16 protein-coding genes and 1 pseudogene are annotated in these 17,082 nt (G+C 67.3%); 6 read left to right on the top strand and 11 right to left on the bottom strand.

From position 1 onward, the window contains the following. Window positions 1-31 precede the first annotated feature (31 nt). Both AVR91_RS00390 and AVR91_RS00385 read right to left on the bottom strand, forming a co-directional pair. Complete coding sequence (locus tag AVR91_RS00390) at window positions 32-592, bottom strand: hypothetical protein (RefSeq protein WP_063271700.1); 561 nt, start codon at window positions 590-592, stop codon at window positions 32-34. 296 nt (window positions 593-888) lie between these two features. After that, window positions 889-1,080 (bottom strand): hypothetical protein, encoded by a 192-nt coding sequence (locus AVR91_RS00385; protein WP_063271701.1) that lies wholly within the window; start codon window positions 1,078-1,080, stop codon window positions 889-891. A gap of 354 nt (window positions 1,081-1,434) precedes the next feature. Between AVR91_RS00385 and AVR91_RS00380 the strand changes: the two genes are divergently transcribed. Together AVR91_RS00380 and AVR91_RS00375 are read left to right on the top strand one after the other, a co-directional pair. Then, window positions 1,435-3,225, top strand: a complete 1,791-nt coding sequence (locus AVR91_RS00380; RefSeq protein WP_158077375.1) for a hypothetical protein — start codon at window positions 1,435-1,437, stop codon at window positions 3,223-3,225. Between the two features lie 247 nt (window positions 3,226-3,472). After that, window positions 3,473-5,659: pseudogene (locus AVR91_RS00375) on the top strand (error-prone DNA polymerase); the annotation flags it as partial. Window positions 5,660-6,038: 379 nt separating this feature from the next. Here AVR91_RS00375 and AVR91_RS00370 read toward each other — a convergent pair. Further along, window positions 6,039-6,326 (bottom strand): hypothetical protein, encoded by a 288-nt coding sequence (locus tag AVR91_RS00370; protein ID WP_063271703.1) that lies wholly within the window; start codon window positions 6,324-6,326, stop codon window positions 6,039-6,041. Between the two features lie 188 nt (window positions 6,327-6,514). Continuing rightward, window positions 6,515-6,658: a hypothetical protein gene (locus AVR91_RS43075; protein ID WP_158077374.1), complete on the bottom strand. Its 144-nt coding sequence runs from the start codon at window positions 6,656-6,658 to the stop codon at window positions 6,515-6,517. 58 nt (window positions 6,659-6,716) lie between these two features. Here AVR91_RS43075 and AVR91_RS44210 point away from each other — a divergent pair, with 58 nt between their 5' ends. After that, on the top strand, window positions 6,717-6,839 hold the full coding sequence (locus AVR91_RS44210; protein ID WP_267284085.1) for a hypothetical protein: 123 nt from the start codon (window positions 6,717-6,719) through the stop codon (window positions 6,837-6,839). Window positions 6,840-7,006: 167 nt separating this feature from the next. Then, window positions 7,007-7,225: a hypothetical protein gene (locus tag AVR91_RS00365; protein WP_063271704.1), complete on the top strand. Its 219-nt coding sequence runs from the start codon at window positions 7,007-7,009 to the stop codon at window positions 7,223-7,225. Window positions 7,226-7,325: 100 nt separating this feature from the next. On the opposite strand, the gene AVR91_RS00360 is transcribed toward AVR91_RS00365, so the two are convergent. Beyond that, on the bottom strand, window positions 7,326-8,168 hold the full coding sequence (locus AVR91_RS00360) for an SGNH/GDSL hydrolase family protein (protein ID WP_063823101.1): 843 nt from the start codon (window positions 8,166-8,168) through the stop codon (window positions 7,326-7,328). 507 nt (window positions 8,169-8,675) lie between these two features. Between AVR91_RS00360 and AVR91_RS00355 the strand changes: the two genes are divergently transcribed. Continuing rightward, complete coding sequence (locus AVR91_RS00355; protein ID WP_228709091.1) at window positions 8,676-9,884, top strand: nitric oxide synthase oxygenase; 1,209 nt, start codon at window positions 8,676-8,678, stop codon at window positions 9,882-9,884. Between the two features lie 28 nt (window positions 9,885-9,912). Next, window positions 9,913-11,118 carry a Dyp-type peroxidase gene (locus AVR91_RS00350; protein ID WP_076857224.1) on the top strand — a complete coding sequence of 402 codons (1,206 nt, stop codon included), beginning with the start codon at window positions 9,913-9,915 and terminating at the stop codon, window positions 11,116-11,118. A gap of 253 nt (window positions 11,119-11,371) precedes the next feature. On the opposite strand, the gene AVR91_RS00345 is transcribed toward AVR91_RS00350, so the two are convergent. From AVR91_RS00345 to AVR91_RS00320, 6 genes are all read right to left on the bottom strand, one after another. Beyond that, the gene (locus AVR91_RS00345) at window positions 11,372-12,343 is read right to left on the bottom strand and encodes an FkbM family methyltransferase (protein WP_143253829.1); all 972 of its coding nucleotides are present in this window, start codon (window positions 12,341-12,343) and stop codon (window positions 11,372-11,374) included. A gap of 219 nt (window positions 12,344-12,562) precedes the next feature. Further along, window positions 12,563-13,687 carry a class-II aminoacyl-tRNA synthetase family protein gene (locus AVR91_RS00340; RefSeq protein ID WP_063271707.1) on the bottom strand — a complete coding sequence of 375 codons (1,125 nt, stop codon included), beginning with the start codon at window positions 13,685-13,687 and terminating at the stop codon, window positions 12,563-12,565. Then, complete coding sequence (locus AVR91_RS00335; protein ID WP_063271708.1) at window positions 13,684-14,823, bottom strand: 2-oxo acid dehydrogenase subunit E2; 1,140 nt, start codon at window positions 14,821-14,823, stop codon at window positions 13,684-13,686. Before AVR91_RS00335 ends, AVR91_RS00340 begins: the two co-directional genes overlap by 4 nt. Continuing rightward, window positions 14,820-15,821: an alpha-ketoacid dehydrogenase subunit beta gene (locus AVR91_RS00330; protein WP_063271709.1), complete on the bottom strand. Its 1,002-nt coding sequence runs from the start codon at window positions 15,819-15,821 to the stop codon at window positions 14,820-14,822. The genes AVR91_RS00335 and AVR91_RS00330 overlap by 4 nt, the downstream gene beginning before the upstream one ends. Then, window positions 15,818-16,759, bottom strand: coding sequence for a thiamine pyrophosphate-dependent dehydrogenase E1 component subunit alpha (locus AVR91_RS00325; RefSeq protein ID WP_063271710.1), 942 nt, complete (start codon window positions 16,757-16,759; stop codon window positions 15,818-15,820). Before AVR91_RS00325 ends, AVR91_RS00330 begins: the two co-directional genes overlap by 4 nt. Further along, the gene (locus tag AVR91_RS00320) at window positions 16,756-16,992 is read right to left on the bottom strand and encodes an acyl carrier protein (protein WP_063271711.1); all 237 of its coding nucleotides are present in this window, start codon (window positions 16,990-16,992) and stop codon (window positions 16,756-16,758) included. The genes AVR91_RS00325 and AVR91_RS00320 overlap by 4 nt, the downstream gene beginning before the upstream one ends. Between the last annotated feature and the right edge of the window lie 90 nt (window positions 16,993-17,082).

The raw sequence follows: 17,082 nt of genomic DNA, 5'->3' as shown, positions 1-17,082 counted from the left end.
GCGCTAGTTGACTAGCTAAGGCGGACCCGGTTCAGAGAGTGAATGACTGAACCGTATATACGATCAGCAGCAGCAGAACGACGATCAAGATCGGTGTCGTAGTCGCCCAGCTGCCGATGTTTGACAGCGCGATGGGGACCGACACCACGACCGGGGAGCCCGCGATCAGAGCCAGCGGGATCCGGAAGTTGAGTGTCTGGAGGCCGAACCTGTAGGCGATGCGCATGTTCGAGGCATGCCACCCGATCTGCTTGTGCCGGGGGGCGAGGAGCGGGTCATCGAACCGCGTGCGCAGGTAGTCCGAGGCCATGCCGATCTGCGAATTGGTGAACAGGATGAGGATGCCTAGCAACAGCGACACCAGCGGTGACACCAGCAGGAGCGGTGCGCTCTTGCGGTCGATCCCGAAGCCGAGCACGGCGGAGCTGACCGTCACCGAGCACACCACCAGGGCCGTCCGATGATCCATCTTCTTTACGATCTCATCGCGTAGTGCCTTGTACTCCGCGAGAAGCAGCTCAGTGGCCAAGTCCGGATCGTCTACAGCTTCGGCTGGCATCGGTTCCGAACACTTCGCGTCGTTTCCTGTCACGTCCAGCTCCGTTCCTGTTGCCGTCTGAATACGAGGAACACTCGGGTGCGCTGCTGAGCGTGTTACAGCGGAGCGCCCATACGGACGTCGAGCTCGACGGCAAAGGCGGACTGGCGGCCCCCGCCGTGCCTCGTCGGTCATAGCCTTCGTCGTCGCACACGCGGGGCTGGGGACGGTTCAGATCGACGCGCTGGCGGAGTTCGGGCGGGCGTCGAGCTGGATCGTGATTTCGGCGCGAATGGCTGTCGTGCGACAGAGCGGTGTGCGCCAGGCGGACAGAGCCCTCGGGCGCGAGGTTAGCTCGTCACCTCGGTCCAGGTGGGCATGTCGCGCAGTGTGGAAGCCGGGACGAGGGCACGGCGGGGAGTGCTGCCGAAGGGTTGGTAGTAGGTGGTGTCGTCGGGCAGGACGTACCAGCGGCCGCCGCCGAGAGTGGGCTTGTCGGCGGCTTCGTACACGGTCGCGCCGGTCAGGTCGGGTTCGTCCACTGTGCCTCCCAGGTCACTCTTACGGCCTAGCCTGTTATCAAGTCGAGTCAACCATGCCAGTCGCTGCGATGGTTCACTGGTCGGGGTGGTGTCGGGTTCACTACCTGGTGTTATGTCAGCCACTACTGGTGCAGTGCGCATATTCGAGTGTGCAGTATTCGGCTGCGAGCGGCTGCGTCTCGAACACATGTTTCCTGCTCGGTAGGACGTGGTCGGGCGTGGGAACGGCCGCGGGAGACCCGTGATCGCGAGCTGGAGCCTTGTCGATGCCCGTGTGGTCGCGTGCCGTTTCCGTCACGGCTAGTCGGGTGGCAGTTTGTGACAAGGTGTAACGGTAAAGAGGTGGTTCGGGTTATGCGTGATGTGACCGACACCAGTGCGAGCGAGGCCTTACGGCCCGGGATGCTGACCGATCTCACCGATACCGAGCGAGCCTTGATCAACTCCACTTGCGCCGGTGAGTTACTGAGGTGCAGCGAACTGGACGTCTGCGACCTGCGGGACTCGGATGACCCGGCGCACCAGGTGCGAGCCCGGGTGCTGCGAGAGTTGCTGCTCGGCCGGCACGGTGAGCTCGACCCGCGCGGTGTGCGGCTGGGCGGAGCGCGGATCACTGGCGAATTCGACATGAACCGCATCGAGGCGAGCGTGGGACTCTTGCTCGATCGTTGTGCGGTCGACCAGACCGTCCAGCTCGTGGGCGCCCGACTGCCCTGGCTGCACATGCGGGGCTGCCACGTACCCGCTCTGCGCGGGTACGCGATACGGGTCGAGGGCGACCTGGTTCTACGGGATGGGTTTACCGCCACCGGCCCCGGCGAACGGGGCGCGGTCGACCTGCACGGTGCTCACGTCACCGGGCAGGTGGATCTCTGCGGAGCGCGGCTGGCCAACGAGATCGGGCCCGCGTTGCACGCGCCAAAGCTGCGGGTCGAGGGAGACCTGTTCCTGCGGGATGGGTTCACCGCCACCGGTCGTCACGGCGAGTATGGCGCCGTCGACCTGCGTGGTGCTCGTATCGCCGGGCAGGTGGATCTCTGCGGAGCGCGGCTGGCCAACGAGAACGGGCCCGCGTTGCACGCGAATAGGCTCAGAGTCGAGAGCGACTTGCTCCTGCGGGACGGGTTCACCGCAACCGGCCACCGCGAGCGGGCCGCGGTCGACTTGAACGGTGCGCACATCGCCGGGCAGCTGGCTCTCGACGGGGCGCGGCTGGCCAACGAGATCGGGCCCGCGTTGCACGCGCACGCACTGCGGGTCGAGGGAGACCTGTTCATGCGGGACGGGTTCACCGCAACCGGCCACTGCGAGCGGGCCGCGGTCGACCTGCTCGGTGCTCGGATCAGCGGTGAACTCGACCTCACTAGGGCACAGGTGACCAGCAGCGCCGGCGTGCTGCTGGCCTTGAACGATGTCCACTGCGAGCGGGTCTTCCTGCCCCCCGAGGTGGTCTGTCCGTCCGGCGCCCGCCGGGTCTGCCCGGATTCCCGCCGCACGATGTTCCTGGATGGATTCGTCTACACCGGACTGTCCAGAGTGACGTGGGAGCAGTGGCTGCACCTGCTGCGCCACCACACCGAGGACTACCGGCCCCAGCCCTACCAGCAACTCGCAGCCGCCCGCACCGCCGTCGGACACGACCGTGACACCCGCCGCATTCTCGTCGTCCAGCAACAGGACCGTCGCTCCCGCGGCGACATCGGCAACCGGCTCCGCCGCCTCGCCCACGCCATCTGGGGCGGTTTGGCCGGGTACGGCTACCGCACCGGCCGCACCGCTCTCGCCCTGCTCGCCGTGCTCCTCGTTGCCGGCGCGCTGGGGGTCTGGGCCGGCAACACCCCCACCGCCAACGGACACCACGCCGCCCAACGCACCCAAAACACCCTGCCGCAGCAAGCCAGCCCGCTCACCGGCAATTCAGCCCCACCTCCGCCGATGTGTTCGTTCGTGGAACAGGTCGGCCTGGGCGTCGACCGCGGCCTGCCCCTCGCTTCCACCGGCGTGCGGTCCCGCTGTGACCTGGACACCGCCAGCATCGCCGGGCAATGGTTCACCGTCGCCATCTGGGTCTTGCAGGCTGCGGTGTGGGCGCTGGCCACCCTCGCCGTCGCCGGGTACACCGGCCTGGTCCGCAAGATCCGCTAACCATGACGACGCAGCGGTCGGGACTGTAAAACGCGGGGTGTAACTCCCGACTCGCTCATCCCGTGTTGAAAACCTTGCGATCTGCACAAACACTGCACCGCTAGCTGTTATGACAGATGCGACTCGGCTCAGTCTCGGCTTGACGGGAGCGTGTTCGGCGTTCAGGATCGTCGACAGAGTTCGTGCGTATGTTCGAGTGTTTGTCGCTGGCTTCCCCCCACGGCAGAGCGTGTGGTGTGGAGCTGGTGTGGCGTTCAACAATCCTGCTGTCCCGTGGTCGGAGATCGCCCGTGTGGCCTCCGGCCAGCCGCGCGTCCACGGGGACGGGAATGATTCGCCCGCTTGGTCGCGTAAGCGCGAGGGCTACGCCGGGGCGCCGGTGGGCCTGCGGGTCCGCGAGGGCGACGACGACGGCGGCGCGGTGCCACGGGTTCCGTACGCGGAGTTGCACGCGCATTCGAACTTCAGCTTCCTCGACGGCGCCAGCCACCCCGAGGAGCTGGTCGAGGAGGCCGCCCGCCAGGGTTTGGATGCGATCTTCCTGACCGATCACGACGGCATGTACGGGGCGGTGCGGTTCAACGAGGCCGCCCGCGAGCTCGGTGTCCGCGTGGGTTTCGGTGCGGAGTTGTCGCTGGATCTGCCCGCACCGCAGAACGGCGTCGCGGACCCGGGCGGGGCGCACCTGCTGGTGCTGGCCCGCGGCCTGGAGGGGTACCGCCGGTTGTGCCGGGTGATCTCGCGGGCGCAGCTGGCCGGTGGGGAGAAGGGCCGTCCGGTGTACGACGAGACCGCGCTGGTCGATGATCTGGCGGGGCATGTGCTGGTGCTGACCGGCTGCCGCAAGGGCCGGATCCGCCGCGCCCTGGCCGCCGACGACAAGGTCACGGCGATGTCGGAGCTGATGTCCCTGGTGGACAAGTTCGGACACGACAACGTGGCGGTCGAGTTGATCGATCACAGCCTGCCGCTCGACTCGACCTTCAACGACACGTTGTCGTCGATGGCGTCGATGGCAGGGGTGGTGACAGTGGCGACGAACAACGTCCACTACGCCCACCCCGGCCGGGGCCCGCTCGGCGACGCCGTCGCTGCGGTCCGCGCCCGCCGGTCGCTGGATGACATGGAGGGCTGGCTGTCGGCGGCGCACATGGCGTTCGTGCGCTCGGGCGCCGAACAGGCCGAGGTCTTCGCCCGCTATCCCGGCGCGGTCACCCGCGCCGCTCTGCTCGGCGTCGAATGCGCCTTCGACCTGAACCTCGTCGCACCCGACTTGCCGCCGTTCCCGGTCCCGGCTGGGCATGACGAGATGTCGTTCCTGCGGGAGCTGACGTGGGCGGGGGCGGCGAAACGCTACGGGCACCGCGAGGACTATCCGAAGGCCTACGCCCAACTCGACCACGAGCTGAACATCATCGAGAAGCTCGGGTTCCCGGGCTATTTCCTGGTGGTGTGGGACATCGTCCGGTTCTGCCGCGACGCCAACATCTTGTGCCAGGGCCGGGGATCCGCGGCGAACTCCGCGGTCTGCTACGCGCTGGAGATCTGCCACGCCGACCCCGTGAAATGGGGGCTGCTGTTCGAACGGTTCCTCGCGCCGGAGCGGAACGGGCCGCCGGACATCGACATCGACATCGAGTCCGACCGCCGCGAAGAGGCGATCCAGTACGTCTACGACAAACACGGCCGCTTCCACGCCGCCCAGGTCGCGAACGTGATCACCTACCGGGCGCCGTCGGCGATCCGGGACGCCGCCAAAGCCCTCGGGTATAGCCCCGGCCAGCAGGACGCCTACAGCAAGATCGTCAACCGCTGGGCCGGCGTGAAAACGACCAGCGAGGAAGCCGCGGGGGAGATCCCGGCCGAGATCCTCGAACTCGCCGACGCCCTCGAAGACTTCCCCCGACACTTAGGGATCCACTCCGGAGGGATGGTGATCTCCAAAGAACCGGTGTCGGAGGTGGTGCCGGTCGAATGGGCCCGCATGCCCGGACGCAGCGTCCTGCAGTGGGACAAGGACGACTGCGCCGCCGTCGGCTTGGTGAAGTTCGACCTGCTCGGCCTCGGCATGCTCTCCGCGCTGCACTACATGATCGACCTCATCGCCGAACACCACGGCGAGACGGTCGACATCGGCAAGCTCGACCTCGCCGACTCCCACGTCTACGACATGCTGTGCGCCGCGGATGCGATCGGCGTGTTCCAAGTGGAGTCCCGGGCGCAGCTGGCGACGCTGCCGAGGCTGCGGCCGCGGAAGTTCTACGACCTCGTCGTCGAAGTCGCGCTCATCCGCCCCGGCCCGATCCAGGGCGGCTCCGTCCACCCCTACATCGCCCGCCGCCGAGGAGAGGAAACCTGGAAACACAAGCACCCCCTGCTAGCGCGGAGTCTCGATAGGACACTCGGGGTGCCGCTGTTCCAGGAGCAGGTCATTTACCGGATTAACTGTAAGGCCCTGGAAGGTCTTTTGTAGCCAGGGTTTAGCCGTGCCCGTTGACCATTCTGATGTGTCGCCGCAGCCGGGTGCTGGATGACCTGGCAGAACGATGGCGTTGCGCCATTGTCGTTGGTCTCCGGGTTGTCGTGCGACGTTGGTTCGATCCAGCGGGCGGGTGAATCCGTGGCGGCGGGCCACTGGTCGTCGGCGCGTGGTGCGGCGCCGATAGCGACACCGGCCCGGGCCGCGTGGGACCACCGGCCCGCCGAATCTCACTGAAGCGTGGTCTCCCTCAGAGCCTCAGCGATCAAGGGGAGACGAAGTGGCTCACTGAGGTGCGGCTCCGACTTGGGCGTAGTTGGGGCCGGCCCGGCTGTTACTGGCCCGAAATGCAGAGGATGAAGTCCTCGGCTTCCTTGTTGAGGCAGGTCAGTCCGACAGCCACGTCGAGAACGGGCTTCGCGACGGGGGCGATGTCGAAGATGGTGCAGTAGAAGCCACCGTCGGCCGGGTCGGTGTGGCATCCGTTGTTCCCGAGCGGGCTGGACTGGCGTTCACTGCCAGCCGCCGTGGCTGCGGCGGCTGACGGCGTCATCAGTCCCATGGCCCCGATCGCCAGGCCCGTGGCGGCGAGCGCGGCGGTGACTCGGGCGCGGGTCAGCATGCTTTTACGTTGCGACATTCTTGTCCTTTCAGCAGAGTTCGCGCAGAAAGCGCGCGGACACAGCCTTCCAGCTTGTATCGCACAATGATCAAACAGCAGCGCAAAGTCACCTCATCGTGTGGGCTCACCGTCCGCGCGGGCAGTGAGCCGCCTAACTCGTCGCGGCGACCCGTCATCGTCCTCAGCGTTCAACACTGCGGCAGGTGTAGCCAGGAGTCGAGGTCCGTCGCGGCCAGGTCGGGCCGTAACCGGTGCACCCTGGGCCGCAGCCGGTTGGTGAACTTCGCGACGGAGGCCTCGACTTCGACCTCCAGCGCCACATCGGGCTTCACTGGCCGGAACTTCGTCTGCCCGCGGGACGACCGGTTCGCGAGCCTGACACACCGACTGATGCTCGAGTTCCTGACCGGCAAGGGCAGAGAGCGCAACAAGTCTAATGGTGCAGTGCACGTATCCGAAGCTGCAGGATTCGTCACCGAGGGCTGCCTGGCCGAGATGGTGACGCAACCGTGAGCTCGTCCCAGTAGCAAGGAGGGGAACCGCCCGATCGGTTGGCGGTCACGCCAAACGCGACGCTGGCACCGCGACACCATCACGCAGCGCTGAGCACGACTCCGTCTTCTGGCAGGATTCTCGCGGAGCCACTCTCGCTGCAGGACTCCACGGGGTTCGTCCGCCGGATGGCCGACGTGGTCGGCGACCTGAGCGGGCGGACCGGGTCCTGCCCGCCAGATCAGGTCTGGTCGTGGCTGCACCTGGATTACATCGATGCGCGGAAGACCACCCCGGCGGACGATACACACGGCTGGTTCCACGGCACCGCCATCGCCGATGACGCGATGCACGACAATCCTTGGTCTCCGGTGGTACCCGTCGACGCATCGGACTTCAACTACTGACCTTCCCTTGCCACGAGTCCCGTCGCCGATCCCGTCGGCAACAGTCCCGTACCCGGTGAGCTCTCAGCGTGTGCGCGAGCAGGTTCGTATCGGTGCGGTGTCATGCCCCGATCGCGGCCGCCACGACGGCACCGGTCCGCGCCATGCCTGTCGCGTTGGGATGGAACGGGGTGGCCGGCGAGGTCGGCAGGGTGCCTTCCATCCATTTCTCCGCGATGCTCTCGCAGATGCCGTGACCCATGCTGGGTGTGCGGACATCGACGAACTCCGCGTTGTGCGATCCGGCTTGTGCGGCGAGTGTGGCGTGCAATCGGTCCCAGGTCGCTTGCAGGTAGTCGGCGTCGACGCCCCAGATCAGTTCCTTGGGGTAGCAGCCGCCCGGCTTGAAGTAGGTGGCGTAGCTGACCACGACGACCAGGGCGCCGGGCGAGCGGCGGTGGATCTCATCGAGGACCGCGCCGACCCTGGGGGCGATCGCGGCGATCCGCCCGGCCAACTGGTCCACGCCGCCCGCGGTGTAGCGGGCCTTGCAGGAGGATCCGATCGGCTGTGGGAGCGCGTTGTAGCAGGACGGCACCACGAAGCCGAGTCCGATGTCGTTGGCGCCGACGGTGATCGTGACCAGGTCGGTGTCCGGCCGCAACGCTTCGTACTGGGGCGCGACGAACCCGAGTTGCCTGCCCGCCATGTCGTCGATCGTCGCGGCGTTGCAGCTCACGTCGGTCAACTCCGCGCCGAGTCGCTGTGCGACCACGTTCGGCCAGTTCCGGGTCGACCGCAGACAAGGCGAGAAATCCTGGGGCAAAATCCCGGGCCCTGCCACCGACGAGTCTCCGAGCGCGACATACTTCACCGCCCCGGCCGTGGCAGCCGATGCGGATCCGGCGCCGACGGTCACGGTCAGCGCCAGCGCGGCCGCGATCAGCGCACTACCTAGTCTCATATACGGGTCTCCGTCTGATAGCCGCCGTCTCATCGAGTCAGCGTCGGGGCATGCCTGGTTTCGCACAACGGTCTACTCGGGACTCCAGCATCTGAATCCGGCGATCCGGGCTGTCCTCAGACGGTGATGTGGCTCCGCTGGCGGTCCACCTGACAGCCTCGCAACACGTCGAGCGTGTTGTCGACGCCCCGTTCGAGTGGTCGAACGCGACCTAGGCGGGGTGCTCGACAGGCTGGAGGCAAACCGTACGCGATCGACGCGCAAGGTCACCGGTAACCAGCCTTTCTGCCAACTCCGCAACCTCGATGGGGACTCATCAGCAGCTCAGCGTTCGACCGTCTGACTCGACGACCTGAGTTGGCGGGCAGCCGGTCATCGTGCCGTCTGATCTGGACTTTGACTGCTTGAGGGCCGGCTCGCTCGATGGGGTGACTGGAATGGCTCATCGGCGGCGCGCCTTTCAAGATCATTCGGAATCCGGGTTTCGGGCGGTGGAGGGGTGGGTTGATGGTTGCTCGGCAAGAGGAGCTGCGGATTCCGCATTCCCGGTGCCCGGTCACGGCCGGGCCCGGAATGTGGCCCGCGGGCACTCTGGCCCCGGGTGCCGAGCCGGTGCAGGCGGTGGTGGACGGGACCGCCGATCCCGCTTCGGCGGTGGCGTTCATTCGGCAGTACTACCGCGAATGTGCGCCGGCGGAGACGCCGGAGCCGCGGATCCGGCGAGTGATCGAGGAGATCGACGAGACCGGTACCTACACGCATACCCCCGAGGAGTTGCGGTTCGGGACGAAGGTGGCATGGCGCAACGCGGGGCGGTGCCTGGGCAGGCTGTACTGGCAGAGCCTCGTCGTCCGGGATCTGCGGCATGTCCGCGAGCCCGAGCAGATCGCCGCGGAGTGCGTCGCCCACTTGAAGCAGGCACACAATGGCGGCCGGATCCGGTCGATCGTGTCGGTGTTCGCGCCGGACCGTCCCGGCCGTCCGGGGCCACGGATCCTGTCCGAGCAGCTGATCCGGTACGCCGGCGTCCGCACAGGAGAGAAGACCTGGCGGGGCGATCCGCGCAACGCCGCGCTGACCGACCGTGCGCGTGCCGCGGGATGGACTGCTTCGGTCGACCGGTTCACCCCGTTGCCTTTGCTGATCCAGCCGGAGCCGGCGGCCGCGGTGCGCTGGTTCGGCTTGCCGCCCGGCGCCGTGGTCGAGGTTCCGATCACGCATCCGGTCTACCGCTGGTTCGCCGGGCTCGGAGCACGCTGGTACACGGTGGCCGCGGTGTCGCATCTCGCTTTGGAGATCGGCGGCGTGTGCTATCCGAGCGCGCCGCAGAACGGCTGGTATGTCGTCACCGAGGTGGGGGCGCGCAATCTCGGCGACGAACACCGCTATCACCTGCTCCCCGCCATCGCCGAGCGGCTCGGCCTGGACATCGGCACCGACGCGAGCCTGTGGCGTGACCGCGCGCTGGTGGAGCTGAACCTGGCCGTCCTGCACTCCTTCCGCGCCGCCGGGGTCACGATGGGCGATCACCACACCGAGAGCCGCCGCTTCCTGCAGCATCTGGACCGCGAGCGCCGCGCGGGGCGGACCGTGCCCACAGACTGGAGCTGGACCGTTCCGCCGATCTCCGGTTCGGCCACGCCGGTGTTCCACCGTTACTACGACCCCGTCCCCGCGGATCTACGCCCGGCGTTCGTCGCGCGCACACCGTGGTAGCCGAACTGTCCTGAAAGGACTGTCAACCGTGCCCCAGCAGTACACTTCCGGACATAGGCGTCGACGATTCCTGCAAGGCCTCGTGGCCACGGCGGGCGCCGCAGCACTTCCGGCCATCACCTCGACCGAAGCGCGAGCGCGGTCCACCACGGAGCCGGTGGCGTTCCACGGACGACACCAGGCCGGCGTGGTGACACCACAACAACCGGCAGGCCTGTTCGCCGCGTTCGACGTGCGCGCCACCGGCCGCGCCGAACTGGAGCGCCTGCTGCGGACGCTCACCGGCCGTGCCCGCGCCCTCACCACCGCGGGCGCCGAGGACAGCGGCGGCATGCTCGGCCCGAACCCCGCCGCGGACCACCTCACCGTCACCGTCGGGGTGGGCGCGTCCCTGTTCGACCATCGCTACGGCCTGGCCAGCCATAAACCCCTCGGTCTCACCCCGATGCGCGCGTTCCCGCACGACAGGCTCGACCCCGCTCGTTGCCACGGGGATCTGTCACTGCAGCTGTGCGCCGATCACCACGACACCGTCCTGGCCGCGCTCCGCGACATCACCCGGCACCTCGGCGACCAGATCACCGCGCGCTGGAGCATCGACGGGTTTCTCAACCCACCGCGGCCGACCGGGGTGCAGCGCAACCTCATGGGTTTCAAGGACGGCATCGAAAACCCGGACCCAGCCAGCACGGCGGAGATGGACCGCTTCGTCTGGGTCGACGGCGACGGCCACGAACCCGGCTGGGCGGTCGGCGGCACCTACCAGGTCCTCCGCATCATCCGGATGAACCTCGAACCGTGGGACCGGATGACCCGCGCCGAACAGGAACACGGCTTCGGACGGCGCCACGACACCGGCGCGCCGTTGAGCGGCGGCGGGGAACGTGAGACACCCGATTACACAGGCGATCCACACGGACGCGTCACGCCGCTGGATTCCCATGCGCGTCTCGCCAATCCCCGCACTCCCGAGACCGACCACCAGCGCATCCTGCGCCGCGGCTACAACTACGACCGCGCCCTCGACCACACCGCGACCCACGACCTCGGCGTCGCGTTCTGCTGCTACCAAAAGGACATCCAGCAGCAGTACGAACCCATCCAGACCCGCCTCGACGGTGAACGCCTCGCCACCCTGCTCACCCCGATCGGCGGTGGCTACTTCTACACTCTCCCAGGTCTCCGCGACACCGATGACTGGTACGCATCACGCCTGATGGCCGCGCCACACTGACACTTTCCTGCTGGTACGGCGTTCAGGCTTACGATCACCGGCAGCTCGTGCGCCGGTGCTGTGATCGTCGATCGAGCGCTAGTCAACGACTAAGGCGGTTTGACCACAAGAAACTCTGGAACGAGGCGAGGTCAAGCGGAATGTCACGCGCTCACCACGTCTGCGAGGACGACCAGATCGTCGCACCGGAGCTGTTTCACTTGCCAAAGTCAGGTACGGAGCCAAGAGCGAGCAGACTTTCTCACCCTAGCAATTAGTGCTTGAAGTAGAGCTCGACTGGGTTGAAGCCCGCGGGCTCGGGTACCCGTGGTGGGATTTGCCGGAATCCGGCGCGGCGCAAGGTGTTCCGGACCCGATGGCCGTCGATGTACTTGTCGTGTATTTCGAGCACGATGCGGTCCACCCGGTTCATCCATGGCGCTGTGTCGGCGAAGACGTCGAGTTCGCTGCCTTCGATGTCGACCTTGAGCAAGTCGACGTGGTCGATGCCGTGCCTTTGGAGCAGGGTTTCCATTGTGATGGCCGGGACTTGGATGCTGGGGCGGGCAAGGAGGTTCTCGGGCCGGTATGGGCGGCTGCGTCGTAGGTCGGCAACCGCCGGGACCGCGGTGCAGGTATCCCAGAAGGCGCTCACCGTGAAGTCGGCGGTACCGGTCGTGCCTGTGACTGCTGCCGGTTCGACGAGCCAGTCCATTCCGGACAATGCGGCATTGCGCCGCAGCACGGCGAGATTCTCCGGGATGGGCTCGACCGTCAGCAGCGTCTTCGGTCGATACCGTGCGGTGAGGTAAGCGGCGGCCAGGCCGGTGTTGCCACCCAGGTCCACGATGGTGTCGAGGGTGTCGATGTCTTCGCCGAGACGATAGTGTGCGCCGAGTTCGTAGAACCGGCGCAGGAACACCTGCCACAGGATCAGCAAGTCGCTCTGGTTCTGACGCAGGCAGACCTGAGCCGCGCCGGCCGGAGTGTGCCAGCTCATCAGCAGCGGCCGATCGGTGGCCAGCAGAGTGCCTGCCGCCCCGAGGAAGCGGCGGATCATCCAATATGGACCAGTGACCCGGCTGGTGCCCTGAGCGCGGTAAGCCGCCTGGATCGCATCTCGGCCGCAACTGAGGACCTCTCGCGCCAGGACGCGGTTGAGACTGATATCGAAGGCGCGGTCGGCGTCGCTTCGCAGATATGCCAGGCTCACCGAGGACCCCTTCCCTTTGTCGGTCGTGCTCAACGCTGTATGTGACCGCCGTCCCTGTGCGGTTCCACACCAGCGGAGAACGCTGATGCGAGACCGACAGGAACGGCGGTTTCGGACTTGGTGCGAATCGCACGAAGAATCAGGCTGGTGTGTCGCCTCGACACCTCACCTGGATTTCCGTGGGGGCATCGCCTGCGGACGTTCGGACCGGCTCGGCTCCTGAGCACCAGCGAGGTCACGTATCGACGACGCTCATCGTGGGGTTTGGAGGGGTGCGGGCCAGTGATCGGGATTCGGGCCGCAGTGGGAGAGGATCCAGTGTGCCCAGCGGTCGAGACCGAAGGCCATGCAGGAGCTTTGGGCTGGCTTGTTCTCGGCGGTGAGGTCGAAGGCCCGGCCGATGTGGTCGAAGTGGAAGTTGGCGGAGCCGACGGCGAAGTCGTTGTCGTCGGCGTCGCGGGCGACGATCTCGTATTTGAGATCGAGTGCGTTCTGCAGCGCGATTCGGGCGTCTCGACTGGTGGTGAAGAAGGGGTCGGTGGCTTGCACGATCCGGCAGGGGAGACCGATGTCGCGCATGAGATCCATGCACAGGTCGAGCTGCCGGTCGCGGAAGGCGAGAGTTTGGGTGCGGGAGCCGATGAAGATGATCTCGCGCATGCGGAAGGAGTGGAAGCGGATGGGTTTGGGGGTCCAGGCGAGTTCACGCCTGCTGCAGTGCGCCACGGCGGTGACGAGCTTCCCGGAGCCGACGTCCTGGCCGGCGAACAGAGGGTAGACGTGGTAGCAGGCCGCCGGTGACAGGCAGAGGTCCTGGGGTTGCAGGAGTTCGTCGGCGGCGTCGAGGGTGGTGGTGGCGCCGAGGCGGTCGACGGAGTCGAGGTCGGGCCGGACGTTATAGCAGGCGGTCAGATGCTGCGGGAACGCGGCGACGTAGCCGGCTCGCTGCAGCGAGTCCCACGGAATGAGGTGCGGGACGCTGTATTCCTCGGCGCCCTGCTTCAGGTTGATGCCGAGGAAGAGGGTGTCGAGGCGGCGTAGCAGTTCGGCGACCGCGGCCCGCCCGGCCCAGACCCCTGGCCGGATGGGGATGAACTGGTCGTCGCCGGTGGAGCGGGCCGGGCGTGGTGTGTCCAGCATGTCGAGCAGGACCTTGGCTGGTTCGGTGTGGTCGACGGTGGCTCGTTGGTAGGCCTGGTCGAGCAGACCGTCGATGCGTTGCCGGTCGTGGTCGTCGGTCACGGTGTATTCGACGGTGGTGTGCTGGGAGTCGTTGGTTACGCGGTAGGTGTCGGGGGTGAGGCCGCAGAGGGCGACCATGTCGGCGAAGTCCTTGCGTTCGTCGGGGGTGGTGAGTGCGGGGCGTGTCCAGTTCATGAGCTGCCGGCCTCCAGGGGCGTCGTGGTGAGGGCAGGTGTGGTGGGTGTTTCGAGGGTGTTCTTCAGGTCGCGCAGGAAACCGGTGGCGTCGCGGCCGTTCACGACGCGGTGGTCATAGGTGAGGCTGATCGTGGCGACCTGTTGCGGCAGGGGCGCGCCCTCGGGGGTGAGGGTGAGTTCGGTGCGGGTGCCTGCCAGCGTGACCGCGCAGGTGTGGCCGGGGTGGACGATCGGTCCGGCGAGGACGATGTCGGGGTCGTTGTGCAGTGACAGCACGATGTTCGCGCCGTCCAGGTCGGTCGTGGCGAAGCTGCCGTCGAGGGCTTTGGTCTTGTATCCGGCTAGGGTTTCGGCGATCTGCGGGCAGGTGAGGTTCTCGGCGTCGGGCACGACCGGGATGTAGAGCCCGTGGCCGAGGTCGAGGGTGACGCCGATATCGGCGTTGGCCGCGAGGGTGGCGGTGTGGTCGTCGACGCGGGTGGCGAACAGCAGAGGGTGCGCCCGGCGTTGCACGGCGAGTGCTTTGACGAGCAGGTCGGGCAGCCCGACGAACTGGGTGCTGTGCTTGGTGAGATGGCGCGCGGTGGCCAGCGCCTCTTCGACGCGGACGGTGACTGTGGCGAAGGCCGCGGGGATGGTCTGGTGGGACAGGGCGACCACGGCGGCGACGGCCCGCTGGTTGCGGGAAAACCGGTGCGCCTGCTGCTCGCCGCCCACGTCGGCGTGTTCGGCCATACTGTCGACGTCTGCGGATCGAATCACGGGTTTGCCCAGTGCGAGCAGCCGCTCTTCGGGGATGCCCAGTTCGGTGGCGCGGGCCAGCGCGGGCGCGGTGATGACCGAGGTGTCAGCGGTCTGCTTCCGTTGTGCCGGTACGGGCAGTGGCTCGTCCGGCATGGTGGCCGGGTCGGTGACGCGGCCGATGATGTCGCCGCTGGTGCATTCGGTCCCGGCCTCGATGGTGTGCAGCACGACGCCGTCGCTGGGGCAGGTGATTTCGTGGGTTGCCTTGGAGGTCTCGATCTCGGCGATGGCGTCCCCGTAGCTGGCGGCGGTTCCGCTGGGCACCAGCCAGTCGATCAGGGTGTAGGAGAGGTCGTTGTTGTTGAGCTTGGGGACGACGATGTCGGTCATTGGGAAGTCACCTCTTCCACGGCCTGAACGATGTCTCGGGTGCCGACGAGCACCTCCTGTTCGAGATGAGGAGCCGCCGGGATGATCGCGTCGGCGGAGTGCACCAGGCGAACGGGCGCGGCCAGCCGGTCCCAGAGGGCGGTGTGGATCTGGTGGGCGATGTCGCTGCCCCAGGTGCCCCCGGCGGTGCTTTCCTCGATGACGCAGACCCGGCGGCCGGCGGCCAGGGCGGGCAGCAGCGGCTCGAGGTCGAACGGGTACAGCCGGGACGGCACCAGCACCTCGCACACGATCTCCTGGGACAACAGCAGGGATCGTGCTGCGGCGAGGGCGCGTTCGGCGACACCGCCGGGGGCGATGAGCACGCAGTCCGGTGTGTCCGCGCCGGTGATCGTGAAGCGGGCGCAGGGGTCGGTGGTACCGAGCTGGGCGCGGTGGAAGATCGGGTCGTGGTCGTGCATGCGGCGGGTGTAGAGCACCTTGTCCTCGAACAGGATCGCGGGATGCCCGAGGCCCAGCGCGCGTTCGAGCAACGCGGTGTTGTCGTGGAATGCCGACATCTCGAACAGGGACAGGCCGGGGACTCCGATGAAGTGTTTCTGCGGGCTGCCGCTGTGGGTCGGGCCGTAGCCTCGACCCCCGCCGACCGGGCAGCGGATCACCAGATGCAGCGGAATCCGGCGGCCGTACATCGACACCGAGCGGCTCGCGAAGTTGACGATCTGGTCGAACGCGAGCGCGACGAAGTCACCGAACATCATCTCGACGATCGCCTTGTCCCCGGCCAGCGCGAGCCCCGCGCCGGTACCCACGATCGCGCCCTCGCTGATCGGGGTGGAACGAACTCGCTCGGGGTGAGCCGCGGATAGGCCACGGGTGACCTTGAACGCGCCACCGTAGGGGTCGGCGATGTCCTCACCGAGAACGTAGAGGCGCTCGTCGGCGTCGAGCACCGTGCGCAGTCCGGTGTTGAGGTTCTCCACCACCCGCGCGGTCATCGGCTACCTCGCGCCGTCCACTGCGAGCGGGGCCGGGCGGCCACCTCGCTGACGACCGCGGCGACCGTGGCGCGGAGCCGCTTGTCGGCACGCAGAAAGTGCTCGTCGCCGGTAGCGGTCGCGGCGGCGTACCAGTCGAACGCGGCCGCGGCCGCCACGTCGTCGGGCGAGCGGGTGTCGTCGCCCTTGCTGTGCGGACCCAGTCGGTGGGTCACGAACTCCACCACGAGCGGGCTCGGCCGCCGGCGGGCGGTGTCCACCAGCGGACCGAGCAGGCCCCGGATCCGCGCGAGATCCGTCGATGTCACGCGGATGTGGTCGACGCCGAACGCCGCTGCCCGGCCGGCGATCGACCCGGCCATCTGCGACGTGGTCGGTGTCGACTGTGCGATGCCGTTGTTCTCGACCACCACCAGCAGCGGCAGCCGCCACAACGCCGCGAGGTTCAACGCCTCGTAGACCGCGCCCTCGCCCCACGTGCCGTCACCGATGTGTGCCACGGCGAGCGAGCCGGGCCGCGCACGGGACAGGTGCAGCGCCATCCCCGCAGCCACGGGCAGGCTCTCGCCTTGTACTCCTGTGGACAGGTATCCCTCGCGCAGGATGTGCTGGCTGCCGCCGACTCCGCCGCAGACCGCGCCGTCGCGGCCCATGATCTCGGCCAGCAGTCCGGCCGGATCACCGAAGCGGGCCAGGTAGTGCCCGTGGCCGCGATGGTTGGAGAAGACGAAGTCGTCCTCCCTCAGCAGCGTGCGCAATGCCACCGGAATGTATTCCTGCCCCAGGCAGGTGTGGGTGGTGCCGCTCAGCTCCCCGGAGGCGAACAATTCCAGCAAGCTCTCTTCGACATGCCGGATCAGCAGCAGTGCGTCCAGATCTGCGGCGGTCGCACTCAATACCGGTGCGGTCGTTTCCCGGACATCGCTGCCTGTGCTCACTGCGCGCTGTCCATCGCGGTGGCGAACGCGCCGAGATCCGGCCCGATCAGCATGAGTTGTTTGGGCAACACCAGGCCGAAGTCACGTTCGACGGCGGTGAACAGGCGCACCTGTGCCAGAGAGTCCCAGTTCTCGGTGTCCTCCGGCATCGTCTTCAGGCCGTTGACCGGAGGCGTGCCCATGACGTCGGTGAACACGGCGCGAAGGCGTTCGGCGAGTTCGGTGTTTTCCATAATCCATCCCGCGGGTGAGGTGACAGCGAACAGAAAGAAACCAAGAACGAAGAGCCGGGCAGGCCGGCCGGGGGCGAAGGGTAAACGGTG

The sequence above is a fragment of the Amycolatopsis keratiniphila subsp. keratiniphila genome, assembly GCF_001620365.2.
GTDB classification, from domain to species: Bacteria; Actinomycetota; Actinomycetes; order Mycobacteriales; family Pseudonocardiaceae; genus Amycolatopsis; species Amycolatopsis keratiniphila.
The sequence above is the reverse complement of the archived record's forward strand: the minus strand, read 5'-3'. Positions and strand labels throughout refer to the sequence as shown.